The 23,588-nt window shown below is 61.6% G+C and carries 25 protein-coding genes and 1 pseudogene; 18 read left to right on the top strand and 8 right to left on the bottom strand.

The window, feature by feature from the left end:
* Nucleotides 1-12: 12 nt before the first annotated feature.
* A complete protein-coding gene (locus ACJD00_RS11155; protein ID WP_418907061.1) occupies nt 13-708 on the bottom strand; it encodes an RcpC/CpaB family pilus assembly protein in 696 nt (231 codons plus the stop codon).
* 83 nt (nt 709-791) lie between these two features.
* On the bottom strand, nt 792-1,406 hold the full coding sequence (locus ACJD00_RS11150; protein ID WP_418907060.1) for a 5-formyltetrahydrofolate cyclo-ligase: 615 nt from the start codon (nt 1,404-1,406) through the stop codon (nt 792-794).
* A gap of 55 nt (nt 1,407-1,461) precedes the next feature.
* On the opposite strand from ACJD00_RS11150, the gene ACJD00_RS11145 reads away from it, so the two are divergent.
* Nucleotides 1,462-2,076, top strand: a complete 615-nt coding sequence (locus tag ACJD00_RS11145) for a GNAT family N-acetyltransferase (RefSeq protein ID WP_418907059.1) — start codon at nt 1,462-1,464, stop codon at nt 2,074-2,076.
* Between the two features lie 163 nt (nt 2,077-2,239).
* Nucleotides 2,240-3,097 carry a hypothetical protein gene (locus ACJD00_RS11140; RefSeq protein WP_418907058.1) on the top strand — a complete coding sequence of 286 codons (858 nt, stop codon included), beginning with the start codon at nt 2,240-2,242 and terminating at the stop codon, nt 3,095-3,097.
* A 115-nt stretch (nt 3,098-3,212) separates the two neighbouring features.
* On the opposite strand, the gene ACJD00_RS11135 is transcribed toward ACJD00_RS11140, so the two are convergent.
* The gene (locus ACJD00_RS11135; RefSeq protein WP_309406327.1) at nt 3,213-3,707 is read right to left on the bottom strand and encodes an Lrp/AsnC family transcriptional regulator; all 495 of its coding nucleotides are present in this window, start codon (nt 3,705-3,707) and stop codon (nt 3,213-3,215) included.
* A gap of 70 nt (nt 3,708-3,777) precedes the next feature.
* Here ACJD00_RS11135 and ACJD00_RS11130 point away from each other — a divergent pair, with 70 nt between their 5' ends.
* From ACJD00_RS11130 to ACJD00_RS11115, 4 genes are all read left to right on the top strand, one after another.
* On the top strand, nt 3,778-4,248 hold the full coding sequence (locus ACJD00_RS11130; protein WP_309406328.1) for an NUDIX hydrolase: 471 nt from the start codon (nt 3,778-3,780) through the stop codon (nt 4,246-4,248).
* Nucleotides 4,249-4,288: 40 nt separating this feature from the next.
* The gene (locus ACJD00_RS11125) at nt 4,289-5,179 is read left to right on the top strand and encodes a glycine betaine ABC transporter substrate-binding protein (protein WP_418907057.1); all 891 of its coding nucleotides are present in this window, start codon (nt 4,289-4,291) and stop codon (nt 5,177-5,179) included.
* Nucleotides 5,180-5,242: 63 nt separating this feature from the next.
* Entirely contained in the window at nt 5,243-6,463 is a 1,221-nt protein-coding gene (locus ACJD00_RS11120; RefSeq protein WP_309406331.1) for a pyridoxal phosphate-dependent aminotransferase, read from the top strand.
* Nucleotides 6,464-6,484: 21 nt separating this feature from the next.
* Nucleotides 6,485-7,345, top strand: a complete 861-nt coding sequence (locus ACJD00_RS11115; protein ID WP_418907056.1) for a PPK2 family polyphosphate kinase — start codon at nt 6,485-6,487, stop codon at nt 7,343-7,345.
* Here the strand turns inward: ACJD00_RS11115 and ACJD00_RS11110 are convergent.
* Complete coding sequence (locus ACJD00_RS11110; protein WP_418907055.1) at nt 7,342-8,313, bottom strand: EamA family transporter; 972 nt, start codon at nt 8,311-8,313, stop codon at nt 7,342-7,344. The two genes, ACJD00_RS11115 and ACJD00_RS11110, sit on opposite strands and share 4 nt — an antisense overlap.
* 71 nt (nt 8,314-8,384) lie before the next feature.
* On the opposite strand from ACJD00_RS11110, the gene ACJD00_RS11105 reads away from it, so the two are divergent.
* Nucleotides 8,385-9,326 carry a LysR family transcriptional regulator gene (locus ACJD00_RS11105; RefSeq protein WP_418907054.1) on the top strand — a complete coding sequence of 314 codons (942 nt, stop codon included), beginning with the start codon at nt 8,385-8,387 and terminating at the stop codon, nt 9,324-9,326.
* Here ACJD00_RS11105 and ACJD00_RS11100 read toward each other — a convergent pair.
* Nucleotides 9,323-9,553, bottom strand: a complete 231-nt coding sequence (locus ACJD00_RS11100) for an exodeoxyribonuclease VII small subunit (protein ID WP_418907053.1) — start codon at nt 9,551-9,553, stop codon at nt 9,323-9,325. The genes ACJD00_RS11105 and ACJD00_RS11100 overlap by 4 nt on opposite strands.
* The gene (gene xseA, locus ACJD00_RS11095) at nt 9,553-10,815 is read right to left on the bottom strand and encodes an exodeoxyribonuclease VII large subunit (RefSeq protein ID WP_418907052.1); all 1,263 of its coding nucleotides are present in this window, start codon (nt 10,813-10,815) and stop codon (nt 9,553-9,555) included. The genes ACJD00_RS11100 and xseA overlap by 1 nt, the downstream gene beginning before the upstream one ends.
* Before the next feature lie 338 nt (nt 10,816-11,153).
* Between xseA and ACJD00_RS11090 the strand changes: the two genes are divergently transcribed.
* The 9 genes and pseudogenes from ACJD00_RS11090 to ACJD00_RS11050 all read left to right on the top strand — a co-directional run bounded on the left by ACJD00_RS11090 (nt 11,154) and on the right by ACJD00_RS11050 (nt 19,806).
* On the top strand, nt 11,154-12,335 hold the full coding sequence (locus tag ACJD00_RS11090; protein WP_418907051.1) for an SH3 domain-containing protein: 1,182 nt from the start codon (nt 11,154-11,156) through the stop codon (nt 12,333-12,335).
* Between the two features lie 123 nt (nt 12,336-12,458).
* On the top strand, nt 12,459-13,556 hold the full coding sequence (locus ACJD00_RS11085; RefSeq protein ID WP_309406344.1) for a 4-hydroxy-3-methylbut-2-enyl diphosphate reductase: 1,098 nt from the start codon (nt 12,459-12,461) through the stop codon (nt 13,554-13,556).
* 51 nt (nt 13,557-13,607) lie between these two features.
* Nucleotides 13,608-14,693 carry a redox-regulated ATPase YchF gene (gene ychF, locus ACJD00_RS11080; protein WP_418907050.1) on the top strand — a complete coding sequence of 362 codons (1,086 nt, stop codon included), beginning with the start codon at nt 13,608-13,610 and terminating at the stop codon, nt 14,691-14,693.
* A 743-nt stretch (nt 14,694-15,436) separates the two neighbouring features.
* Nucleotides 15,437-15,931: a DUF6578 domain-containing protein gene (locus ACJD00_RS11075; RefSeq protein ID WP_418907049.1), complete on the top strand. Its 495-nt coding sequence runs from the start codon at nt 15,437-15,439 to the stop codon at nt 15,929-15,931.
* A gap of 298 nt (nt 15,932-16,229) precedes the next feature.
* Nucleotides 16,230-16,634, top strand: coding sequence for a GNAT family N-acetyltransferase (locus ACJD00_RS11070; RefSeq protein ID WP_418907048.1), 405 nt, complete (start codon nt 16,230-16,232; stop codon nt 16,632-16,634).
* 552 nt (nt 16,635-17,186) lie between these two features.
* Nucleotides 17,187-17,855 (top strand): MOSC domain-containing protein, encoded by a 669-nt coding sequence (locus tag ACJD00_RS11065; RefSeq protein WP_418907047.1) that lies wholly within the window; start codon nt 17,187-17,189, stop codon nt 17,853-17,855.
* 431 nt (nt 17,856-18,286) lie between these two features.
* Nucleotides 18,287-18,712, top strand: a pseudogene (locus ACJD00_RS11060) (transglutaminase-like domain-containing protein); the annotation flags it as partial.
* 30 nt (nt 18,713-18,742) lie between these two features.
* Nucleotides 18,743-18,943, top strand: a complete 201-nt coding sequence (locus ACJD00_RS11055; protein ID WP_418909352.1) for a hypothetical protein — start codon at nt 18,743-18,745, stop codon at nt 18,941-18,943.
* An 86-nt stretch (nt 18,944-19,029) separates the two neighbouring features.
* Nucleotides 19,030-19,806, top strand: a complete 777-nt coding sequence (locus ACJD00_RS11050; protein WP_418907046.1) for an arginase family protein — start codon at nt 19,030-19,032, stop codon at nt 19,804-19,806.
* Nucleotides 19,807-19,840: 34 nt separating this feature from the next.
* On the opposite strand, the gene ACJD00_RS11045 is transcribed toward ACJD00_RS11050, so the two are convergent.
* Complete coding sequence (locus ACJD00_RS11045; RefSeq protein WP_418907045.1) at nt 19,841-20,647, bottom strand: NAD(P)H-binding protein; 807 nt, start codon at nt 20,645-20,647, stop codon at nt 19,841-19,843.
* Between ACJD00_RS11045 and ACJD00_RS11040 the strand changes: the two genes are divergently transcribed.
* Nucleotides 20,619-21,155: a winged helix-turn-helix transcriptional regulator gene (locus tag ACJD00_RS11040; protein WP_418907044.1), complete on the top strand. Its 537-nt coding sequence runs from the start codon at nt 20,619-20,621 to the stop codon at nt 21,153-21,155. The two genes, ACJD00_RS11045 and ACJD00_RS11040, sit on opposite strands and share 29 nt — an antisense overlap.
* 227 nt (nt 21,156-21,382) lie before the next feature.
* Nucleotides 21,383-22,375: a hypothetical protein gene (locus tag ACJD00_RS11035; RefSeq protein ID WP_418907043.1), complete on the top strand. Its 993-nt coding sequence runs from the start codon at nt 21,383-21,385 to the stop codon at nt 22,373-22,375.
* Between the two features lie 10 nt (nt 22,376-22,385).
* On the opposite strand, the gene ACJD00_RS11030 is transcribed toward ACJD00_RS11035, so the two are convergent.
* Nucleotides 22,386-23,579, bottom strand: coding sequence for an MFS transporter (locus ACJD00_RS11030; RefSeq protein ID WP_418907042.1), 1,194 nt, complete (start codon nt 23,577-23,579; stop codon nt 22,386-22,388).
* Nucleotides 23,580-23,588 lie beyond the last annotated feature (9 nt).

Here is a 23,588-nt window from a genome sequence, read left to right as displayed (position 1 = left end):
CGCGCGACGAACCTAATTGACGATCACCGCCGCCACCTTGCCGCGGCTTGACGCGGCGGAGAGTTTCTCGGCCGCACCGGCGGTGGCGGCCACCACGATCATGGTGTCATTACCGCCACTGGCGGCCGGCAATAGTCCAAAGCCATCGTCGCCGGCAGAGGCCGGCACCCAGAGCACGGTCAGCCCCTGAGCCAGGGTGCGACTTTGGATCTCTCGCTCGTAGCCGTCGCCGCTGGTGAGTACCACATTGACCTTCTGGCCCGGGCTGAGCAGCGAGACGGTCGCCGGATCGCTCAGCCGCAGCGGTACCGCCACGGTCCCCGGGCTGGTTCCGGTGAGCAACTGCGGGCCCACCAACAGATGCTCACGCACCGGTAGACCGGCGGGCATCGCGATGGCCAGCCGCTCACCCACCAGTGCGTCGTGGCGTGGTGGTGCCGGTTGCCCCTCGGCAGCAGGCTGGGCAACCCAGCGCAGATCGCCGCTTTGCAGCACATGCCCGGCCGGTAGATCGGCCGCCGCCACCGGCACCTCAACCGTGCTGTAACCGGCCTTGGCGACCGATTGCAGCATCAGTGCACCGGCCAGCAAGGCTAAGGCCACCGCTGCCGGGCGCCGGTAGCGGCGCAACACCGCCTGCCGACTGGTCACCGGGCGAATACGCGGGCGGGGGATCGTCGGGGCGGAACGCGTGCGGAAGAACTTCATGGGCCCATTGCAGACGCCGAGTCCGGCGCCCGGCGACGCCGCGGCACGAACTGTGGATGGAACTGGCCAGGGTGACCTACCGGTTACGGTCGGAAGTCTTGAACCCCGCCGGGGGTGATGGCCATATCTACGGGCATGTCGTGGGCGTCCACCGGGAATGAGGCCACCGTGAGCAACTCGGTATCGTAGATGAGCGCCGCCACCTGGGTGCGATGTTGCCGCGTGGTGCGACCGGCCAGCGAGGGCAGGAATCGGTCGTAATAGCCTCCGCCCTGACCCAGCCGGAACCCGGCGTGATCGATGCCTAGGGCCGGGACGATCAGCAGGTCGACGTCGGCGAAAACCTCGAGCTGGTGCCGTGGCCCCACCGGTTCGTCCACCGGGGCCAAGGTACTGCGCTCTAGCGGCACCCCCGGATACCAGTCGGTCCAGGACAGGGAGTAGTCCGGACCGCAGACCGGCACCAGCGGTTGGCGTCCCGCGGCGTGCAGGGCCTCGAGCAGCGGGGCGGTATTCGGTTCGTCGCCGGAGGAGAGGTAGGCGGCCACTCGGGCCTCGGGCCGGTAGTCCGCCAGGAGACGCAGCACCTGATCGCGTAGCTTCTCGGCGTGCTGGCGTCGGCTGGGTTCATCCATGGCGCGCCGTGCGGCGCGCACCATGCGGCGGGCGTCGGTTTTACTGGGAAGCGCGTTGAGCATGGCACTACTGTACGACGTGTTAGTCCACCTCTCGTGCGTGACTAGGATGGTGAATATGGTGAGTATTCAGTCGGGGCGTATGGCGGTGCCGGAGCTACGTTCGAAGCGCCTTCGCCTACGTGCCTTGACGGCGCGGGATCGGGACGCTTGGTTCGATCTGCGGCAGGCCAATGCGGCCTGGCTGAAACCCTGGGATCCGACCAACCCGTTGGGGCTGCGTGAGACGTTAAGTTACCGCCAAATGTTACGGCGGCAGCGACAGGGCGCCATGGAAGGCAGCGGTTTCTCCTGGGTACTGACCCTTCCGGCGCTCAACGAGCGTCGGCCGCCGTTGATCGGTCAGGTCAGTGTCTCCGGGGTGCAGTATGGGGCGGCCCGCAACGCCTCCATCGGGTACTGGATCGATAGCTCCCATGCGGGTTTTGGGTTAATGCCCGAGGCCTGCGCGCTGGTCGTCGAACACTGTTTCACCACGCTGCGGCTGCACCGGTTAGAGATTAATGTGCGTCCGGAGAACACCGCGAGCCTGCGGGTGGCGGCCAAGCTGGGCTTCCGTGACGAGGGCGTACGCAAGGACTTCCTGCACATCAACGGTCGCTGGCGGGATCATAGAACATTCGCGCTAACCGCCGACGAGCACCGCGGCCAGCTACTCGAACATATATCCTAGCTGGGTGGTAATTCGGGCAGGTCATCGGGCAAGAATCAACGCAATCTGCCAGACACGCCCGCGATCTGCACCATTGCTGGTTGCCTGTTGCATAGTGTTATGCCGTGGAGTATCAAAACTTCACGCTTAACGTAGGACCCGCAACCCGGTGATGGAGGACCTCATGGCGGACACCTCGCACAACACATCGCAGCCGGCCGGCGCGACCGGTCAGCTTAAGTTGAAAGTGCGATATGGCCGGTTGAGCCTAGCCGTGCCCGGGTTGCTTGCTCTGCTGGCCGGCGTGGTCACCGGCATCCTCGCGCCGTTCACGGCGCTGAGCGTGGGCTGGTTCTTCGCGCTGACGGTCACCGGAGTGCTCTGCTTCGCCGGACTGCGTGTGCTGGCCGTACGGGATCGGAACCGCAGGCTACTGCAGCGCATGGAGCAGGTCCGTGCCCAGGCCTTGGCGACTGAGCCGCAGTCCGAGCCACAGCGTGAAGCCGCGCCAGCCAAATCCGAGCACAAGGATCAGGTTTTCGACGCCCGCCCCGGATCGAATCTGCGGGCCCCGGCCTTCACCGCCGAGGAACTGCGCGCCGAGGCGCTACGGGTGGCCCATGGCCGCGGCGGCGTTCGCCAGCCAGCGACCTGGGAGCCAACGGAGATTCCCAAGCCGGTCTACGTGCAGGCCCGCGACTCCATCCAGCAGCAGATCATCGCCCAGGTGCGACCCGAGCCGCTGCCGGTGGCCGAGCCACTGCGTCCCAGCCGCCAGATCAGCCTGAAGGCCGAGGAGCGCGCCAAGCGTTTGGCCGCAGAGGTCACCGCCGACCAGCGTGCCGCCGTGGCCGACGTCAGCGCCGTGCGGGAGCAGAAGCAGGCCAGCGTGCAGCCTGCCCCTGCCGCACCGGCGACCGCCCCGGCAGCAACCCCCGCCGGTACCAACACCCCGCAGCCACCGAACGAGCCAACTCCGGGTAGCACCCCGGGCCCGGCACGGATCAACCTGGACGCCGTGATGCAGCGCCGCCGCGCCTAACGCGCCAGAGTTTAGAGAACAACATAAGGGAAGCTTCCAAGTGGAAGCTTCCCTTTGTCGTATCTCGCGCCCTGTCATCGGGTCCGGAGCTATCTGAGGTGTCAGCGCGGAGCGGTTAGGGCAACGGCAGTGGCCCGTGATTGCCTTGCTCATGATCGAAGACCAGCGTGGTCTCGGTATGTCCGACAGATTCGTCGGTGGCTAGGTTGTCGAGCACCCAGTCGCGTAGCGCCTCGGTGGAACCCACCGCAATGTGGAGCAGGTAGTCGGTCGCTCCGGAGACATGGAACATCGAGAGCACCTCGGGCAGCTGCGGGATGCGTGAACGGAAACGGTCGATTTCGACACGATCATGGGCGCGCAACTTGATCGAGATCAGCGCCTGCACGGTGCGTCCCACGGCCCCCAACGCCAATTGCGCGTGATACCCGGTGATGATTCCGCGTTCGACCAGAGCTCGGGTGCGCAGTAATGCGGTCGAGGGGGCAATGCCGGCGCGTTGGGCCAGCATGGCATTCGAAATACGGGCATTGGCGACCAGTTCGTCGATGATGATTCGATCGATGTCGTCCAGATCGGCCGCTTGAGCGAGTTCTGAGGGTGTGACCATAACAATATTTGACCATACACGCGGCCCGTGAGCCGTGGGGTGCGTGGCGCGGCCCACTATATTGGTGCACATGACGCGAATCTCCGAATCCACCGGCGAACCCTTCGATACCAGGCTCGGTGCCTACTGTTTGGTCGAAAGGGACGGTAAGTTCTTGCTGGCGCTGTGGGATATGCGCCACCGCGACCCGAACTTCCAGCCGCGCTGGACGCTGCCCGGCGGCGGTATCGACCTGGGTGAGGACTTGCGCGCTGGGGTGCGCCGCGAAGTGCAGGAGGAGACCGGGTACCTCGTTGATTCGTTGCGTCTGCTCGACGCGCAGACCGGAGTGATCGCCGGCCGGTACCGCTACGCCGAGGTGGATCACGCCATGCAAACCGTGGCCATCGTCTACACCGGCCGCGTGGTCGGCGGGGAACTGACCCATGAACAGCAGGGCAGCACCAGTCGGGCGGCCTGGTTCACCCGGGAGGAGATCGCCCAGCTTCCTCGGGTGGAGCGCGTGGACCGGGCGTTGGCGCTCTATGATGGCGCGGCGTAGCCCGCGGCACGGCGCGCCGGAAGGATAAGCTGGTGAGACCATGAATCTGCGCCGCACTCGTTTGACCGTCCTTGGCCTAGTGGCCCTTCCGCTCACCCTGGCAGGCTGCACCCAGCCGGCTCCTCCGACGCAGAGCGAGGAGAGCGTCGTACGCATCACCTCGGCCGACGACCCGGTGCTACGCGCCATGGCTCGGGTATACGCCGATCAACTCGAAGCCCGCGGATTCAAGGCCAAGCTGGTGGCCGAGCCCTCCAAGCCCTACGCGCTCTTGGAAGCGGGCGACGCCGACGTGGTGATAGGCACCGCCGAAACGGCGCTTCAACTGGTGCCGGACCCGAAGTCGGTGACCGGCGAGGACGGTGTGCTGAGCACCGGTGAACTCGCGGGCCTGGCGCAGGCGCTGAAAACTCAGGGGCGTCGCGCGGCTGATCCCACCGCGGGGGATGCCGGGCCGGTGCTGGTGGCCAGCAAGGCCACCATGGCCCAGTACTCCTTCGGCTCTCTCGATGATCTGGCCTCGACCTGCAAGGATCTGGTGTTTCTGACCCCGAGCGAGCAGCGCGAGGATCTCGAAGCTTGGGCCAAAGAGGCCAAATGCACCCCGAAGGCAATTAAGGTTGTTGCGGCGGCCGCCGCCATGGACAGCCTGCGCTCGGCCAACGGACAGTTGGCGGTGCTCGATGGGGACGACGCGGCGATCGTCGATGAAGGGTTCAACGTGCTGCCCGGCAGTGAAGACTTCTTCGACCGCGCACCGATTCTGCCCGTCGTGTCCGACGAGGTCTCCGAGCAGGCGTTGCGTTCCATTAACGACATCAGCTCCTCGGTCAGCCAGGACGCGTTAACCGCCGTTAATCGCATGGTCTACGAGCCAGGCGGTTTGACCAGTGAAGATATTGCCGCGCACTGGGAACAGCTGGTCAACTAGAAAGTAAGCCAAGCCACGGTCAAAAATGTGCTGGATCGGGGCCCAGCGTGAGAAAGTATTCCCATGGCAGATATCTCGCAGTCCTCGAAGCTCCATAACGTCCTCTACGATATTCGCGGGCCACTGCTTGAACACGCCCAGCGCATGGAGTCCGAAGGACAGCGCATTCTGAAGCTGAACATCGGCAACCCCGCCCCCTTCGGGTTCGAGGCGCCGGACGCGATTCTGATCGACATGATCCGCAATCTGCCTAACGCCCAGGGCTACTCGGATTCGCGCGGAATTCTCTCGGCCCGCACCGCGGTGTCGCAGTACTACCAGACGCGCGGCATCCAGAGCATCGGGGTCGACGACGTCTACCTCGGCAATGGCGTCTCCGAGCTCATCACGTTGAGCCTGAACGCGCTGCTGAACAACGGTGACGAGGTGCTCATCCCGGCTCCCGACTACCCGCTGTGGACCGCCTCGGTGTCGCTGGCCGGCGGCACCCCGGTGCACTACGTGAACGTCGAGGAAGAAGGCTGGCTGCCGGATCTCGATGACATCAAGGCCAAGATCACCGACCGCACCAAGGGCATCGTCCTGATCAACCCGAATAACCCCACCGGCGCCGTGTACCCGAAGGAAACCATCGAGGGCATCCTCGAGGTGGCACGCGTACATAACCTCGTGGTGTTCTCCGATGAGATCTACGAGAAGATCCTCTACGACGATGCGGTGCATATCAACACCGCCGCTCTGTCCGACGACGTGCTCACCCTGACCTTCTCCGGCCTGTCCAAGGCCTACCGGGTCTGCGGTTTCCGCGCCGGCTGGATGGCGATCTCCGGCCCGAAGCATCAGGCCGCAGACTACATCGAAGGCATCAACCTGCTGACCAACATGCGTTTGTGCGCCAATGTGCCGGCACAGCACGCGATCCAGACCGCCCTGGGTGGCTACCAGTCGATCAACGATCTGATTCTGCCAGGAGGACGGCTGCTCGAACAGCGCGACGTCGCCTACCGGCTACTGAGTGACATTCCCGGGATCAGCGTGCAGAAGGCCAAGGGCGCGCTCTACATGTTCCCGAAGCTGGATCCGGAGGTTTACCCGATCCACGACGATGAGAAGTTCGCCCTCGAGCTTCTCAAGGCGCAGAAAATCTTGATCACCCAGGGCACCGCCTTTAACTGGCCATCGCCCGATCACTTCCGCTTGGTGACCCTGCCGGACACCAAGGTACTGGCCGACGCCGTGGGCCGTATCGCGACCTTCCTCGAGGACTGGCGCAGCCACGCCTAACCACCTACTTAGGAGCCGACGATGAACCAGCTATCCGACCTGTTGGTTGACCGGCTACGTGCCGGGGCGGACCTTCGGCTCGCCGAACGGGCCACCTCGGTGCCCACCTGGTGGCCGAAGGACGCCCCGGATTCGAAGAAGTCCGCCGCGGCCCGGCTCGAAGAAATCGGCGCCGAACTAGGGGAGTACCAAGAACGGCTTTTTGCCGCGGCGCAGGGTGGTGCCGAGGATTCGGTGCTCTTGATCCTGCAGGGGATGGATACCTCCGGCAAGGGTGGCATCGTGCGTCACGTGGTGGGTTTTTTCGACCCGCAGGGGGTGGCACACCACGCCTTCAAGGCTCCGACCGCTCAGGAGCGGGTGCACAACTTTTTGTGGCGCGTGGAAAAGCAACTTCCGGGCCACGGCATGGTCGGAGTCTTTGACCGTTCGCATTACGAGGATGTGCTTATTCACCGCGTCCAGAAGCTCAGCAGCGAAGAGGTCATCGAGTCGCGCTTCCCGCGGATTCTTGACTTTGAACGACGGCTCGCGGGCGACGGCGTGCGAGTGGTGAAAGTTATGCTGCACATTAGCCGCGACGAACAATACCAGAGGCTATCCGAGCGCCTGGAACGCCCGGATAAGCACTGGAAGTACGCGCCCGATGACATCGTCGACCGGCTACTTTGGGACGAGTATCAGGCGGTCTATCAGGACGTGCTGTCCCGCACCGATCATCAGGCGGGCGGCTGGTATGTGGTCCCGGCCGATCACAAGTGGCTGGCAAGGCTGTGCGTCGCCGAGCTCCTGCTCCGCACGCTCAAGGACATCGACCCGCAGTGGCCGGCGACCACCCTAGATATCGAAGCCGAAAGGCGTCGGCTAGAGGCCACCCGCTAGCGTCTCGGCGTTGTGCACTCTTCCGGTGGAATTGTTTCCGTTAGAGCCACTGAGCCCGTAGCCACTCGCTGGCGAGTTCGCCGCGTCCAGGTAATGACTTGTCGTGGTGCTCGGGCTGTTCCCAGCAACACGCCCATTACGGTTAGCGCCGCGCCGGCCAGTTCCATCGACGTAACGCCTTCGCCCAAGAGTAACCACGCTGCACTCATTCCGACGACCGGTACCAACAGCGAGAATGGAGCGACGACGGTCGCCGGGTGTCTGGCCATGAGCCAGCTGAAGAGACCTGAGCCCACGATCGTGCCGATCAGCACGGTGTAGGCCAACCCAAGTATCGCAGCGGCCCCGCTAGGACTATGCAGATTCGCGAAGGACTCGAGTATTCGTTCAGGGCCCTCGACGCCGAGGGAGAGGATAAACATTGGTACAGGCGGAACGATGGACATCCAGAGCGTAAAGTGCAGCGGATTCTCGGCTCGAGCCTGCCGATTGGCAAGGTTGCCCAGCGCCCAGCCGAAGGCCCCCGCGAGAGTCAGCAGGAAGGGTAGCAACCCGGCCGTTTCCCAGCGTTGCCACCCGACGACGCATAGGCCGGCTACTGCGAGCACAATCCCGATGACGGCTCGACCGCTGAGCCGCTCGTGCAGGAAAATTGCACCGAGCAACACGGTAAAGGGGGCCGAGGCTTGCAACACCAGTGAGGCCAGTCCCACCGGCATTCCAATGACCATGCCCCAGTAGAGGAACAGGAATTGAAGGGTGCCAAAGCCCACCCCGTAGCCGATGAGCCAGCGCCAGCGTACCGTAGGGCGAGGTATGAATAAGAGCGTGGGCAATGCGATCAGAGCGAACCGCAAAGCGACGAGAAACAATGGCGGGAAGACACTAAGTGAGGCGTCGATCGCGAGGAAATTCAGGCCCCACAGGAGCGCGACGAGCATGGCCAGAAGCTGATGACGAGGTGGCATATGCCCATCATGAGCGCCAAAATAGTTAAGGACAAGCAAGTATTTCTGAACTTATCTTGTAGCCTAACTACATGGATATCCGTCATCTGGATCTTCTGCGCGAGTTAGCGGGGAGGGGAAGCGTCACCGAGGTTGCGAAGGCAACTTTTCGAACCCCATCCGCCGTTTCCCAGCAACTCAAGAGCGCTCAGCGTGAATTCGGCATGGCCCTCGTCGAACCGCACGGACGGGGCCTAAGGCTTACGGCAGCAGGAAAATTGCTTGCCCAAGGCGGAGCCGACGTTGCCGCAAGTCTCGAACGAGTTCAGGCTCAATGGGATTCCTTCGTCGGTCGACCCTCCGGAACCGTGCGTATTGCCTCATTGCCCAGCGCGGCAACCTTTCTGCTGCCGAGAGTGCTCGCCTCCGTGGCGGGCACCGATCTCACCATCAAGGTGGCGGATTATGACGTTGCCGAAGTGGAATTCGCGGCGCTGTGCGCCGACAACGACATTGTGGTTGCGCATAGTTTGACCGGCGTTCGACCGGCGGGAACCACGGGTGAAGTGGTCGTGCCAATATGCCAGGAGCCACTCGATGTGGCCATGGGCGCGGGGCATCCGCTCGCCGGAGAACCCTGGGTGGTCCCCGAACAGGTGGCGCAGTACGCGTGGATCGGAGTCCCCAAAGGCTACCCCTTTGATACCGTGCTTGCCTCGGTACGAGGAGTCAGTGGCACGGACTTGGATATCAGGCAACGCATTAGAGACAACCGGCTGATCGAGTCGCTCGTTGCGGCCGACGAATTGCTGGCAATCCTTCCGCGATTCACGACGGTGCCCGGCGCGGGTCTGCTCCTGAAGGAATTGCGTGGGGTACCTTCCAGACGTCATATCAGCGCGGTGATGCGTGCCGATCGTGCCGAACGCCTGGCGGTGCGAACCGTGCTAGAGCATCTGCGTCGGGTCGGCTCCGAGGTCGCTGAGGCACACAGAGTGTCGCCAGCGGCTCCTTGTAACGAAGCGCGGACCTAGCCCGAGGTTTCTGTGGAGCGGCTACGCGCCTGCTCGAGGCGTTCGGAGACACCACCGAGCCAGTTCTCGCAGTGCGCGGCCAGCGCTTCGCCGCGCTCCCAGAGCGCCAGCGAGGCCTCCAACGGAGCCCCGCCGGTTTCTAGCTGGGTGACCACGGAGACCAGCTCTTCGCGGGCCTGCTCATAAGAGAGTTTGGCGATATCTTCGGGGATTGCGCGTTCCGACATTAGTTTTTGCCTTCCGATGGGTTGCTGATGTTCTCGACGGTGACGGATAGTCGTCCGGCGGCGAGCAGGACGGCCAGTTCTTCGCCCGCGGCGACTTCGCTGCTGGCACGCACAATCTGTCCGTCACTGCGTTGGGTGACCGAGTAGCCGCGGTCCAAGGTTTGCTGCGGGGAGAGTGCCCGCATTTGCGCGCGTAGGTGCGAGATTTGATCCGTGGCCCGTTGCACCCGGTGGCGCATCAGGTCGGTCGAGCGTTCCCGCCAACGTTGTAGCTCCTCGGCGCGGGTGATCACCATGGTTTGAGGGTTGGCGAGCACCGGGCGTGCCCGTAGCGCCGCAATATTCTGCCGTTCTCGTTCTAGGAGCAGGTTCACGGCACGATCCAACCGGTAACGGGCCTGCTCCAAGAGCGCGAACTCTTCCTGAAGATCCGGCACGATGCGTTTGGCCGCGTCGGTGGGAGTCGAGGCCCGCAGGTCTGCCACGTCATCGAGGATGGGCCGGTCCGCCTCATGTCCAATGGCGGAGACCACCGGGGTGGTGGCGGCGAAGACGGCCCGCACCAGATCCTCGTTGGAGAAGGGCAGCAGGTCTTCGAGCGCCCCGCCGCCGCGGGCGATGACAATCACCTCGACCTCGGGGTCCGCATCAAGTTCCCGTAGTGCGGCACTGACCTGGGCCACGGCGTCGACACCCTGCACGGCGGTGTTCACCACGCGGAAGCGCACCGCGGGCCAGCGCAGCGTCGCGTTGCGAATCACGTCCTTTTCGGCGTCGGAATCCCGACCGGTGATCAGCCCGATCACTGACGGTAGTACCGGCAGCGGCTTCTTATGCCCGGGGGCGAAGAGCCCCTCGGCGCCGAGCGACTGGCGTAGCCGTTCCAGACGCACCAACAATTCGCCCAGTCCCACCGGGCGAAGATCCGAGGCGTTGAGCGAGAGTCGCCCGGTTTTCGCGTAGAAGCTGGGTTTGACCTGAGCCACTACTCGGGAGCCCACCTCCGGTTTGGAGTCGAGGCGGCGCATGACCGAGGACCAGATGGTGACTGAGAAGGAACAATCGGCGTCGACATCGCGCAGGGTCAGGTAGGCGTGGCCGTTGCGCACGTTGACCTCGAGTAACTGTCCCTCGATCCAGCTGGTGGGGGAGTTTTCGATGTGGACCTTGAGTTTTTCCGAGAGCAGGCGCAGCGGCCAAGGGTTGTCGGCGCTGGTTTCTGCGGCGGTCGCGGGAACGGTCTGCGGGGCTTCGTGTGGCATCTGTCCTCTCCTGCCGGGCCGTGGCGCGGTACGGCCGGCCGTGCCATTGGCGCACAAGCGAGACTATCGCATGGGGCCGACAGTCCCTATGATCCTCTTTTAGGGACTGTCAACAACATAACGGGCGAATCGTGAACTTTGCGGCCCCAGCATCACCGGACGGTCACGTTTTAGTCCGCGCCGCGCCGGTAGTTTGCCGCTCGATGACATGGTTGCCCGAGTATTTCCAACGATTGGGTAACACGTGGCTTTAGCCATTGTCCGGTGGGGCTTCCGAGCGCACACTAGGTGCAGTATGACGCCTGAGGGGAGGCGTCTGAGCAAGGGGCGTAGCAATTATGAAACGGTTCGTGGGGCGAGGTGCGTTCATTCGGACGCTGGGAGCCGGGGCGCTCAGCGTGGGTCTAGCCATTTCCGCGGTTCCACCGGTGGCGTCGGTGGCAAGCCCCGCCGTAGTGCCAGCGGCCGTGTCCGTCGCGGTGCTGGCCGCGGCCATCGACTTACCGGCAAAGGTTCGCACCACGGCGAACTTGAATCTGCGTAGTGGCTCGTCCACCGCCTACCGCATCCTGATCAGCATCCCGAAGGGTACCGCCGTTCCGGTGTACGGCAGGGCCTCCAACGGCTGGTACAAGGTGTCCTACGGCGGACACACCGGCTGGGTGAGTGACTACTACACCGTTCCAGCCACCGTGCGCACACTGGACAGCCTGAATCTGCGAAGCGGTGCGTCCACCAGTTACCGCATCCTGGTGACCATCCCCAAGGGAACGACGGTCTCGGCCTACGAGCGTGCCAGCAATGGATGGTACGAGGTGAGCTACGCCGGGCACATTGGCTGGGTGAGTCACAATTACCTGACCAGCTATCCCAAGCCACCCTCGGCCCCGCGGTCGACCGGCCCGAACCGTACTTCACGGGTGGTGCTGACCTACGACGATTGCCCAAGTTCGCTGACGAACTTCCAAAGCACGATCAACTACGCCCGGGACCACAGCATCGGGTTGGTGCTCGCGCCCACCGGAGACTGCCTAGCATCATTCACATCCCGGTACGGGGTGAATCTGGCCAGTTACGCCCGGGCGCGGGGACAATGGGTGATCAACCATTCGATTAGTCACCCGGATCTGCGTCCGCTCAGTTGTCGCGAGGCCGGAGCGCAGCTCGGCGGTAGTGGTGTCCATACCAATTTCGGGCGTCCGCCCTACGGCGCCATCGACGGCAGTGTGCTGTGCGGTTACGACAGCAAGGGCATGGCCATTTGGACTTGGTCGCGGGACACCCGGGACTGGGAGGTGAAATCCAAGTCCATTACCGTGGCGCGAGCCTCGGCGGCACAGCCCGGTGACACGGTGCTGATGCACATGCAGTGGTATGGATTCTCGGCCGATGCGTTGCGCCAAATCAAGGCGAACCTATCCAGCCGTGGGGTGAACCTGTGCCGTGCCTACCGCGGTAGCGACGGAACCGGGGCGGTGGTGACCACCCCCGAGCTGTTGCCCAGCACCCTGCCCTGTTGATCGCTCCCGGAGCGCGTTCTTAGATGCCTTCGGCCCGGGCGCGTCGAAGCTCACAAGGCTTATCGCGGTGGGATAGGCCATATGAGCATGTGCTAACTTGCACGGGGTTCGTAGACTAGAAGTATGGCTACTTCCACATCCGTCCCGGTTTCGTTGCCGACCCCGCGCATTCCGCGCGTGCGTCGCACCCCCGCCGAAATTTTGGCTGCTTCCCCGCAGGTGACCGAGCGTAAGGTGCTGCTCGCTGCGCCGCGTGGTTATTGCGCCGGCGTGGACCGGGCCGTGGTGGCCGTGGAGAAGGCCCTGGAGCACTATGGCCCGCCGGTTTATGTGCGCAAGCAGATCGTGCACAACCTGCATGTGGTCTCCGAGCTGGAGTCGCGCGGCGCGATCTTCGTGGAGGAAACCGACGAGGTACCCGAGGGCGCCCTGGTGGTGTTCTCCGCGCACGGTGTCTCCCCGGCGGTCGTCAACAGCGCCGAGGAACGCGGCCTGCAGACCATCGACGCCACCTGCCCGCTGGTCACCAAGGTGCACCGTGAGGCCGTGCGCTTCGCGAAGAACGACTACGAAATCCTGCTCATCGGCCACGAGGGCCATGAGGAGGTCGAGGGCACCTATGGTGAGGCACCGGAGCACACCACCGTGGTGAACAACCCGGAAGAGGCCGACACCGTCCAGGTGAAGAACCCCGACAAGCTGATCTGGCTCTCGCAGACCACGTTGAGCGTGGACGAAACCATGGAGACGGTGCGCCGCCTGCGCGAGCGCTTCCCGAACTTGCAGGATCCGCCCAGCGACGACATCTGCTACGCCACCACCAACCGACAGGCCGCGATCAAGCAGATTGCCCCGCAGGCCGACCTGGTCATCGTCGTGGGTTCGGCGAACTCCTCCAATTCGGTGCGTCTGGTTGAGGTCTCCTTGGATCATGGCGCGAAGGCCGCCTACCGGGTGGACTTCGCCAATGAGGTCGACGAGAGCTGGTTCGAGGGCGTGTCCACCGTCGGCGTGACCTCCGGTGCCTCGGTGCCCGAGGTACTCGTGCGCGAGGTCATCGACCTGCTGGCCGAGTACGGCTTCACGGATGTCGCCGAGGTCACCACTGCCGAAGAAGACATCATCTTCTCGTTGCCCAAGGAAATCCGCGGGAAGCTGAAGGAAAACGGGGACGACGCCCGCGCCCTGGGCGGCCGCGGTGCCAGCCCCGCCTCCCGCTAAGCAACACGCTGTACCACTAGACCCTGCGAAATAAAGGTAGAATTCTTTCCCGTGGCTTTAACTATCGGAATCGTCGGGCTGCCCAATGTCGGCAAGTCCACCATGTTCAACGCGCTGACCCGTGCCCAGGTGCTGGCGGCCAACTATCCCTTCGCAACCATCGAACCCAACGTGGGTGTCGTACCGTTGCCCGACGAGCGCTTGAAGGTGCTGGCCGGGATCTTCGGTTCCGAGCGCATCCTGCCCGCCACGGTGTCTTTCGTGGATATCGCCGGCATCGTCAAGGGCGCCTCCGAGGGTGAAGGGCTGGGCAACAAGTTCCTTGCCAACATCCGCGAGGCCGACGCGATCTGCCAGGTCACCCGCGCCTTCGTGAACGATGACGTAATCCACGTCAACGGCAAGGTGGACCCGGAATCCGATATTGAAACCATCGCCACCGAGCTGATCCTCGCCGATCTGCAGACCATTGAGAACCAGCTGCCGCGCCTCGAGAAGGAACTGCGCAGCAAGAAGATCGAGAAGTCCTTCCTCGACACCGTCAAGGCCGCCCAGGCCGTGCTGGAAGAAGGTAAGACCCTGTACGCCGCCGGTGCCGCGGCGGGCGTGGATCTGGCCGAGCTGGCCCCCATGCAGCTGATGACCACCAAGCCGTTCATCTACGTGTTCAACACCGATGAGGCCGGGCTGGCCGACGAAGAGATGAAGAGCAAGCTAGCGCAGATGGTCGCCCCGGCCGAGGCGATCTTCCTCGACGCACAGTTCGAGGCCGAGCTGGCCGAGCTGGAAGAGGACGAGGCCGCGGAGATGCTGGCCGACGCCGGGATTGAAGAGTCGGGCTTGGATAAGCTGGCCCGCGTCGGCTTCGACACCCTGGGTCTGCAGACCTACCTGACCGCCGGCCCGAAGGAAACTCGCGCCTGGACCATCCGCAAGGGCGCCACCGCCCCGGAGGCCGCCGGCGTGATCCACACCGACTTCCAGCGCGGCTTCATCAAGGCCGAAGTTGTGGCCTTCGACGATCTGGTGGAGGCCGGTTCGGTCGCCAATGCCAAGGCTGCGGGTAAGGCCCGCATCGAAGGCAAGGACTACATCATGCGCGACGGCGACGTGACAGAGTTCCGCTTCAACGTCTAACACCCATGATTTGAGTGCATTGCGCCCCGGTCGTTATCGACGGCCGGGGCGCAGTTGTATCTGATCTCAAGTACAGACCATGCACGGTATAAAACAACGGTGATATGCGTAGAGTTGGTGAATTGCGGACAGAAAGGTGCGTCCTGAACCGACGTCTGGTGGGTGCAGATTGATGCTGCGCGTCGGGTCTTGCGGGGTTAAACCCCGTCATTCGGAGCACTTCTTGTCGACAAAGTAGCAGGCGTCCCGACAGCAAAATCGCGGGTAGATTGCTCCTGAGCCGCGAGCGATGTTTGAGTTGCGAATGCTGTTCACTGTCGACCCCGAACCTCGCGACTGCAGACGCGTGGCCATCGATATGTCGAGTTATTGGGCGCGCCGGTCCCACGAACGCATGTAAGTGGCGGATGATTGGCTTGACCGTCATGTTGGTTCGTTGAATGAGGAGTGCACTCCACGGGGTTGGGTCTAGCAGAACAAGTGGAGAAGTGTTCTGCAGATCAGGGGCTAGCCGGAACGTATATGACATATGTGCCTGAAGTGGTTGGGGAATATCGCCTTCGAGAGCTATGCGAGCAGGTCAGCAATACTCCGCCGATGCTCGTTGGACCTACCGGTGCTGGCAACCAGAAAGTCTCAAAGATCGGGCATGACCAAATAAAAACTTCAAAAGCCGGCACCATCCGGAACGACTTAGAATCGGTTGGTGCCGAGATCTTGCCAGTGGATGTGAGGGCGGCCTGATGCGCGAACGTTATTACACCGCGGCATGGGAATGGGGGTGTTGCGGTACGCCGCTTCACGTTGGTGATGACGTAGAGCTGGAGGTGCAATATGAGTCCGACTACGCCGGGATAATGCGCGCCGAACTTGCTTCGGTGTTGTCAGCGTCCTTGACGGGAGTGGAGACGCGCCACGATGACGACATGGTCGTTCGACGCGGTCGCATAGTCGCACTCGACGGGGTAATCAGCGATACGAAGTGGGTAGTAACGCCTCGGACTACACAAGATCCGCCGATCCATTCCATGGGCAACGGTGCCATCGTTAGTTTTGGCAACACCGCGCCGGGGGAGGCAGAGGGCACGGCCGTTGAAGGGACGAGTCGACTAGTGCCGGTCGCGGCGGTCCCAGATGCTGATACGCAGCCTGCGGGGACAGAGCCAGACCTCACTGTCTACGGTGAACAGATCACCGCTGCACTTAGTGGATATGTGATCACGCTCGAAGTACCTTGAAGCGGCCGTACGATGGCAATTTCGCTCATGTGTCCCGGATTCGAGAGTGTGGCGCTAGGACCAAGGGACGGAATATGGGGAGAACGTTGACGCCCACTGACAGATGCGCGCTGATTTGCCCCGATGAGTTCCTTATGCCGAGAACCGAGACCATATCAGACTCTGCGGTGCGAGTGATGTTGGGTCCCAGCACTGTAGTAGAACTCTTGAGCAACCTGAGGTGCCCTTGCGACATCGACCAGGCTGCGGAACACCTCGGCGACCAAACTGACACGATCGCACTGATACGGAGCGCATAATGATGGTGGAATATCGGGTTTCGCCCGCGGTAGATGATCGGGCCCTTTCGGCCCTCCATCATAGGGCGTTCAGTTCGGGCTTGACGACAGTCGTTTCATGGACTGCCCGCCTGAGGCAGCACAGCCTATGCTGGGTGACCGCCGAAGATGAAACTGGGCTTATCGGATTCGTTAACGTGATCGGTGACGGCGGTGAGCACGCATTCGTTCTCGACACGGCAGTGCTGCCGGCACGTCAGGGAGAAGGTGTCGGACGGCGTTTGATAGAAGTCGCGGTCGAGGCAGCGCGGTCGCTCGGCTGCAAGTGGCTCCACGTCGACTTTGAGCCAGACCTCGAGACTTTCTATCTGGACGCGTGCGGATTTCGACCGACACAGGCAGGTCTGCTCCGGCTCAGGTCCTGATCCTGCTCCGTACCAGTACTTGGTCCAATACCGCCTCAAGGTGTGGTTCCTATGATTCTCAAAGCCCCGACTTCAGCTGTGAAAGCCAGAGTAGTCGCATTGTTGACTTAGTTTTCTGAATGGTGTCGTTTTGTTTTGTACGAGCGTCGCAGGTGACCGGTTACTTTCTGAGGAGCTAGGTGGAAGCGTCCGCGGTGGGGAAGCTGCAATAATCGCTGACGTAGGAGTTGTGACTAGCGGTATCAAGGCGGCGGTCTCCTTGGCGCTCGCAGGGCAACTGACCGGGTTCGTTGTTAACTGCAGCGAAGCTGCGGCCCCAGCGCAATGCTGAGCCAACTGGACTGTAGTTGGCGACAATCAATTCCGAATGACTGCACCTAAGCACTTTGTGGCACGGGTTTGCAGGCCCGCTGGAGCAGCAGGCAGGCGCATTTGGGGTGAGAGGCCCTTACGATTGGAGTGTAAAGCCTCCCGTGAGCTCGATGGCACCCGAAGATGAGGCAGTTTCCTGTGGTCTGTGGTGGACGTCAGATTTTATGAGGGGAAATTAGCGTGGCGCATATTGTCTCGGTGAATGTCGGTACGAGCCGGCCGAACCGTGCAAAGAACACTCCGACCGGCATCCACAAGCAGCCAGTGGATCAAATTGAACTGCGACCGCCGGGCCCGAAGCACGGTGGACTTGGTAGCGGCGTCGTGGGGGACTTCATCGGCGATCGGCAGCATCACGGTGGTGACAACCAGGCCGTGTACGCGGTCGCGCGTGAAGAACTTGACTGGTGGGGTAGTGAGCTCGGCCGTCGGCTAGATGACGGCATGTTCGGCGAGAACCTCACCACCGTAGGCCTCGATACCGACCATGCGCTGATCGGCGAACGCTGGCAGGTGGGCGAGCAGGTAGTGCTCCGGGTCGAAGGGCCGCGAATCCCATGCGGTACCTTCCGTATGCATATGGGCGAAGCCGGCTGGCTCAAGCGATTCGTCGCCCACGGCCTGTCGGGCGCGTATCTGTCGATCGAGCGGCCCGGGGTGGTCAAGGCTGGCGACGCGATTACCGTCCTGTCCCGTCCCGACCATGGGATCGATGTGCCGACGGTTTTCCGGGCGTTCTACGACGACATTGAGGCGATGCGCGCAGTCGTCGAATCCGGCGTGTTGTCCGATCCAGAGGAGACTGCCGCGCTGGCTGCGCGACTCGAAAGCCTTAGCCGTACTCGTTGATGACCGAGTTAAACAAAGTGGTCGTGCCGTACCATCACGTTCAAATCTCGCGACCTGGTCCTGCTCCAATGGACCCCAACTCGACTACCAACGGACCGACTTCTCTCAGCAGTGAATCTTTCCAACTTGATTGTTCACTTCTTCCACGCGCAGTAGGTGCACGTGGCTGATGCCGAATATCGCAACTGCTCGGTAATACTCAGCTCCGAATTGCTATAGTGCCTCGGGCTTTGCCGTGAGGTATGCAAACGCGAGCGTGAAGTCGAAATTCGGGGAGTCGGACGCCCGTAACTGCGTAGCAAATTTCGGCCATTTTGAACCACAAACGGCCGACGAAATATACGCCCACTTACTCGTCGGTGCTCGATTGTGAAGCCCGCAAGTTTGGATATGCCCTGATTACTTCCCTTTTCCGTTATGGTCGATGAGTTGTGACACATCGGTGCATATCGGCGTTGGGATTGGAGCAGAACGTGTCCATTGCACTCAAAGTTGGCGTTCCGCAGCAGTATCTCGGGGCTGATCCAGTTATCGAAAGCGGAGACCCGGAGATATGTGCACTTTCCTCCGAACTTAGGACAGTCCATGGAAGTGACGAAGAGTTTGCCAAGGCAGCGTTCGACTGGGTGCGTGACAACGTGGAGCACTCTATTGACGCTCTGAACCCGTTGGTTACTTTGTCATCCACGGAAGTTCTCCGAGAACGCGTAGGGCTTTGCTACGCGAAATCGCACCTTTTAGTAGCCTTGCTTCGTAGCCAAGGCATACCTTCAGGACTGTGCTATCAGAGGCTTCACAATGCCGGTGGGCATGTTCTGCACGGCCTCGTTGCTGTCTATTTGTACGGCTCGTGGCATCGCTTGGATCCCAGAGGTAATAGACCGGGCGTGAGTACCACCTTCTCCTTGAACGGGGAGGATCTGGCTTACGAAATTGATGAGAGTCTCGGCGAGGTTGACTACCCGCAGGTGTTACGGTTCCCGGCCGTGAATGTCGTACACGCGCTACGGGGTTCTCAAGATGTGCTTGTCCTTTGTGACGGTGGCTTGCCATCCGAACTCAGCGCCGAAAGCGAGCTACAGGGATGATGGATCGGATTGCAGTAGTGCAAATCGGGCAGTGGCAAGGATCTGGAGCTTCAACTGCTCAACGACTGCATCGAGGGGCTCAACGCTTGGCCGAACTGGTACCGGCCGATAGCCGCCATGTTGTCGCCGTAGCGGACCACGTTGGCAACTTGAGGAACGGGATCCGCAACATCGATGTCCTGGCCGATCATTTGCGTGCAGCGAGCGAGGTAATAGGTTCCATACCACGCGGTGAGTTAATTGTGACGGTTGGAGGGGACTGCGGTATTGAGCTTGCTCCCATCGAGGCGGCCATTTCGCGCTCGAAAGGTCGAATGGCAGTCGTGTGGCTCGACGCGCATGCAGATCTGAATAATTCGATGACTTCTCCGTCAGGTGCATTTCACGGCATGGTTCTTCGTACGTTGATGGGGGACGGCCCGAGCGAATTGCGAACGTCCGAGGTTCTGGCGCCGAACCAAGTAATTCTCGCAGGTGCAAGGGCGCTTGATGTCGGCGAGCAAGCCTTCGTCGAGACACACCAAATTCCACGGCTTCGAGTCGCCGATATGGCCGATCCGAGAGGACTTGTTGACGCAGTGAGGGGCACCGGTGCCGACTCGGTTTACCTCCATCTCGACTTCGACGTCCTAGATCCCACCGTATTCACAGCCGTAGGGTCACCTGAACCATCGGGGCTAGGCCTCGATGAGTTACTGGCCGCCGTACAGGCGCTGCTTGCAGAGTTCCGATTGGCAGGAGTTGGGCTCACTGAGTATGAGCCGTCTTCAGGTGATCTGTGCCATGACGACATTCTTCGCCGGATCGTGGCCGGTATTTTCGACTCCGATAGCCAGCGAGCTGACCGAAAAGTAGAATGCTGAACGAATCAGCGACGGGAACAGCGTCGTGGTATTGCTAGGACCGGCTCGTATTAGCGGTCCTCGCGGCGATCGCCAACGAGTTGGTGGCCGGTCTGCCAAGCAATCGCTCGAGGTCGGTACTGGAGTTGTGCAACAGACCGTGGCGAATGCTTGAAGCTATCGAAGCCAGCATCGGAGGCTGAAACGGCAGAAGGCGCCGGTCGTTAAGCACACGGTCGCGGTATTCGCCCAGTCCAATCGACTGGTGTGTTACTCCGACATGGCTGGCCACTGTAGCCGCAGTCAGTGGTTTGCCGACCAGTTCGTATATGCGCTGACGATGATTGTCGGGGGAACTGGCGACTCGCGCCGCGACTTCTGCGAGATCTGCGCGTGCTACTGAAGAAATTGCACCATCGCCGAACGGTGATTCCAACCCGCCGGCCGTCCATGCAAGTAGTGCGCCAAACAGTTCCGCGTAAATCCCGTTGCGGAGAATCGTCCATTGGATGCCGCTTTCACGTAGCATTCGTTCGGTTACCCGATGTGCTAATGCAAAACCCAGATGATCGCCTGCGCCCGTGACACTCGTATATACAATATGCGACACCCGATCACGAACGGCGGCACTGATCAGGGCCTTGTGTCTGGCGATAACCACATCGTCTTCGGCGTATCCGGCCGAGACGAGCACCAAGGTAGAAACACCGGTAAGTGATAGCGTTGCAGGCTCGTCGAAGTCCATGTGACGCTGATCGTTTGCGGGCGTTCTGCTCGCACCAACGACTGGTGAATTCATCTGTTGTAGTTGGTCGACGATCGCCGATGCGAGCATGCCAGTTGCACCAGTAACTAGGATCATTTCCTTTAGCTCTTTCTTTATGGTTCTCTTTAGTAACTACCCCCAGTTTGCTGGGGCGAGGAAGAGCCCACAAGGAGGCAGTTTCGTGTCACTGAGGCACAGCGAAGTAACCACGGGTGCGGCTGAGCTCGACCCATGCGGACAACCCAGCCACACGGACTGCGGGATCAGAGACGTGCTTGATCGCGTCGGAGATAAGTGGTCTGTGCTTGTCATCGTCGAACTCTCAACGAGGATTCGACGATTCCGAGAGCTTCAACGCGCCATCGATGGAATATCACAGCGAATGCTGACACTCACGCTTCGTAGGCTCGAACGTGATGGTCTCGTGGTGCGTACGGTTTATCCAACGGTGCCCGCACAGGTCGAATATCGGCTGACCGAAACTGGCCAAAGCCTGACTTTCCTGGTTAAGGCGCTCGCCGACTGGTCCTTGGCACATCGGCAACTCATCGCCAAGTCTCGCGAGAAATACGATGCTGAACACCCAGAAAATGAAATACGCTAACCCAATCCGGCACGGAGCGATCTCGGAGCGAGGGCAACGTCTGAAGATACCAAATGCGCTCTAGCTAAGTAGCCTCTGACTTGTTCGTATTGCTGGCTCACTATGGCATAAAGACCGCGATAGTCAAGGCTTCGTTATCGACAACCCAGCTTGAGAAGTTTGGGCCGATTGCCCTAGCCAGATCCGGTGAGTGTACCCGCAATAATTACTACCGATATGGTTGAACTATGGCGAATATCGCGGCCGATGCCCTCTACGAAGTGACGTACCGTTCTACCTGGGGTGCCACCGATGGGCCGATAGGCCACCTGGTCATTCGCCGGCTCGATGACCACGAGGTCGTCGCTGAAGTTCCAGCGGCTTCGGAAGAAGAAGCCAGGGACCTCATTGAGCGTGCAGAGACTCAGGTTCGGGGTGATGCTTCTGCCTTCGAGAGCGCATGGGGGATTGCCGGGGAGCTGATAGCTGACCCGGGGCCGGATGTTGTGCGGATAGGGAACCTGAAGGAACCTGCGCGTGATCGAAGTACAGGAGTTCGCGTCACAGAGATTGACGAGCGCTTCACGATCTTTCCGGAAAGCAGCGAGGTCTTCGCCGCCGATCAGCAGTGGCTTGCTCAACAGCTACATCCACTCATATCGGTACGGCTCAGCGCCGTGGAGTCGGGAATGCACGGTGTGGCGCATTTTTTGAGTCCCGTCGATGACGAACTTCTGTTCCAGCGACCGGAGGCCGGCCAACGCAGCGATTACATGGCGGAGAACTGGTTGATTTTTCAAACAGATCACCACGGACAATACCGTTACCTCGGTGATCCGGACGCGTTGAAACTAGGTGACTTATCGTCAGGCGTGCGTGAGCGGGCACAGGCTGAACTGGCCGGCGCCAAGACTCGGTGGGAGAGTTACGGTCGGTTGCTCTGGGGCGATGCCAACGATCCCGCGAAGCCTCGCGAAGGATGGGGCGAAGACATCGCCTTCATCGACCAACTGGGCGGAGAGCCCGGGTATGGAAACTGGACCGGCTATCCACCGCCGCAGGCGCTGAGCCTCGACACAGGGGACCCTGTCTCGCCGGTGCTGACGACGGCCGCTGGGAAGCCGCTACGATTTATTGGCGCCACTGCCGGCTACCCATGGCGGGAGGCGGGGGCCGATGCGATCTTGCTTTTCGTCGAATCCGAATCCGGCCTCGTAGCGCTGACATTCGACTGGAGTTAAGGGCAACGACCTAGGTAATGTCGCGGAAATGCCGTCGGGTGACCAGCACGGCCAGCGCGGCAATGAGAAAGAGACCCCCGGCGATCGCGAACGGTTGCTGATAGCCCAGCTGCCGAGCCAGCACACCGCCTAGCCCCGCGCCGATGATTAGTCCGGAAATGCTGAAAAGGCGGCTGACCGACAGAACGCGTCCCATCAGGGAGGGCGGGGTGATCTTCTGGCGCACGGACGACGCCAAAATATTCCATATCACCGCGTGCGCAATATAGAGGGCCAGCGCAACTCCCACGAGCACAGGGTGGCCGCTCATCGAGATGGTCACAAACGCTACAGCGCCAAGGAGCAAAGCGCCGATGATGGTGTTTTCGTACCCGAACCGACGTCGAAGCGGCGCCGCGAGGATACTGCCAAGCAGTCCGCCGAGGGCAGATACGGACAGTAACAGGCCGTAGCCAAGAGGGGTCAGCCCCAACGTACCCTGCGCGTAAAGGACAAGATACGAGAATGGGATCATGTAACCGATGCTGGCTAGGAAACCGACGAGAACCAGAACCCGGGCCGCGCCATGATGCCATGTCCACCGCAATCCTTCGGCGACGTGTTTCGCTACGCGCATACGAGAGGCGTCCGGCGCGATCGGGGGAGGCTTGTAGTCTCCGCGGATCGTCGTGAACGTTAGCCCGGCACCAAGAAAGGCGAGGCTGATCAACGCGGTGGGGGCCACGGCCGAGAAGACGAAAGTTAGGCCACCAAGCGGTGGCCCAATGAACTCATCCACCACTATTTGGGTTCCGGCAATTTGTGAGTTGGCTCGGTCCAGCCGTTTGGTCGGGACGGCTTGTTGAACTATGGCGACGGCGGCGTTATCGGCCATCGTCTCCACGACCCCGAGCGTCGCATTAACGACGAGCAGCGCAAGGAACGTGGTGGAACCCGAAAGGCTCAGGAGCGTCAACCCGGCGAAGAGCAGTGCCCGTGCAATGTTCGCCCAATACAGGATCCGCCGCCGGTCGAACGAATCAACCATCACCCCGACCCCGAGTACGGATAGCAGGCGCGGAAGTGAGTAGCTCATGGCCAGGGCCGCAATTTTGACCGGATCGTCCGTCACGGTGGTTGCCAGCAGCGGCACGGCGACGAATGCGAGACCGTCGGCCAAGTTTGCCAGCGCGTTACCGGTCCAAATCCGGTGATAATCACGCATGGTGCTCCT

Origin of the sequence: Glutamicibacter endophyticus (genome assembly GCF_048457885.1) — a bacterium.
Classification (GTDB): Bacteria; Actinomycetota; Actinomycetes; order Actinomycetales; family Micrococcaceae; genus Glutamicibacter; species Glutamicibacter endophyticus.
The sequence above is the reverse complement of the archived record's forward strand: the minus strand, read 5'-3'. Positions and strand labels throughout refer to the sequence as shown.

Bases quoted from the DNA above. Each gene is read 5' to 3' on its own strand.
- ACJD00_RS11100 (WP_418907053.1), bottom strand. From the start codon at position 9,553: ATGTCGGAACGCGCAATCCCCGAAGATATCGCCAAACTCTCTTATGAG.
- ACJD00_RS11105 (WP_418907054.1), top strand. From the start codon at position 8,385: ATGGATATCCGTCATCTGGATCTTCTGCGCGAGTTAGCGGGGAGGGGA.
- ACJD00_RS11045 (WP_418907045.1), bottom strand. From the start codon at position 20,647: ATGATCCTAGTTACTGGTGCAACTGGCATGCTCGCATCGGCGATCGTC.
- ACJD00_RS11115 (WP_418907056.1), top strand. From the start codon at position 6,485: ATGAACCAGCTATCCGACCTGTTGGTTGACCGGCTACGTGCCGGGGCG.
- ACJD00_RS11070 (WP_418907048.1), top strand. From the start codon at position 16,230: ATGATGGTGGAATATCGGGTTTCGCCCGCGGTAGATGATCGGGCCCTT.
- ACJD00_RS11155 (WP_418907061.1), bottom strand. From the start codon at position 708: ATGAAGTTCTTCCGCACGCGTTCCGCCCCGACGATCCCCCGCCCGCGT.
- ACJD00_RS11150 (WP_418907060.1), bottom strand. From the start codon at position 1,406: ATGCTCAACGCGCTTCCCAGTAAAACCGACGCCCGCCGCATGGTGCGC.
- ACJD00_RS11090 (WP_418907051.1), top strand. From the start codon at position 11,154: ATGAAACGGTTCGTGGGGCGAGGTGCGTTCATTCGGACGCTGGGAGCC.
- ACJD00_RS11110 (WP_418907055.1), bottom strand. From the start codon at position 8,313: ATGCCACCTCGTCATCAGCTTCTGGCCATGCTCGTCGCGCTCCTGTGG.
- xseA (WP_418907052.1), bottom strand. From the start codon at position 10,815: ATGCCACACGAAGCCCCGCAGACCGTTCCCGCGACCGCCGCAGAAACC.
- ACJD00_RS11040 (WP_418907044.1), top strand. From the start codon at position 20,619: ATGCCAGTTGCACCAGTAACTAGGATCATTTCCTTTAGCTCTTTCTTT.
- ACJD00_RS11125 (WP_418907057.1), top strand. From the start codon at position 4,289: ATGAATCTGCGCCGCACTCGTTTGACCGTCCTTGGCCTAGTGGCCCTT.
- ACJD00_RS11140 (WP_418907058.1), top strand. From the start codon at position 2,240: ATGGCGGACACCTCGCACAACACATCGCAGCCGGCCGGCGCGACCGGT.
- ACJD00_RS11145 (WP_418907059.1), top strand. From the start codon at position 1,462: ATGGTGAGTATTCAGTCGGGGCGTATGGCGGTGCCGGAGCTACGTTCG.
- ACJD00_RS11075 (WP_418907049.1), top strand. From the start codon at position 15,437: ATGCGCGAACGTTATTACACCGCGGCATGGGAATGGGGGTGTTGCGGT.
- ACJD00_RS11130 (WP_309406328.1), top strand. From the start codon at position 3,778: ATGACGCGAATCTCCGAATCCACCGGCGAACCCTTCGATACCAGGCTC.
- ACJD00_RS11030 (WP_418907042.1), bottom strand. From the start codon at position 23,579: ATGCGTGATTATCACCGGATTTGGACCGGTAACGCGCTGGCAAACTTG.
- ACJD00_RS11135 (WP_309406327.1), bottom strand. From the start codon at position 3,707: ATGGTCACACCCTCAGAACTCGCTCAAGCGGCCGATCTGGACGACATC.
- ACJD00_RS11120 (WP_309406331.1), top strand. From the start codon at position 5,243: ATGGCAGATATCTCGCAGTCCTCGAAGCTCCATAACGTCCTCTACGAT.
- ACJD00_RS11035 (WP_418907043.1), top strand. From the start codon at position 21,383: ATGGCGAATATCGCGGCCGATGCCCTCTACGAAGTGACGTACCGTTCT.
- ACJD00_RS11085 (WP_309406344.1), top strand. From the start codon at position 12,459: ATGGCTACTTCCACATCCGTCCCGGTTTCGTTGCCGACCCCGCGCATT.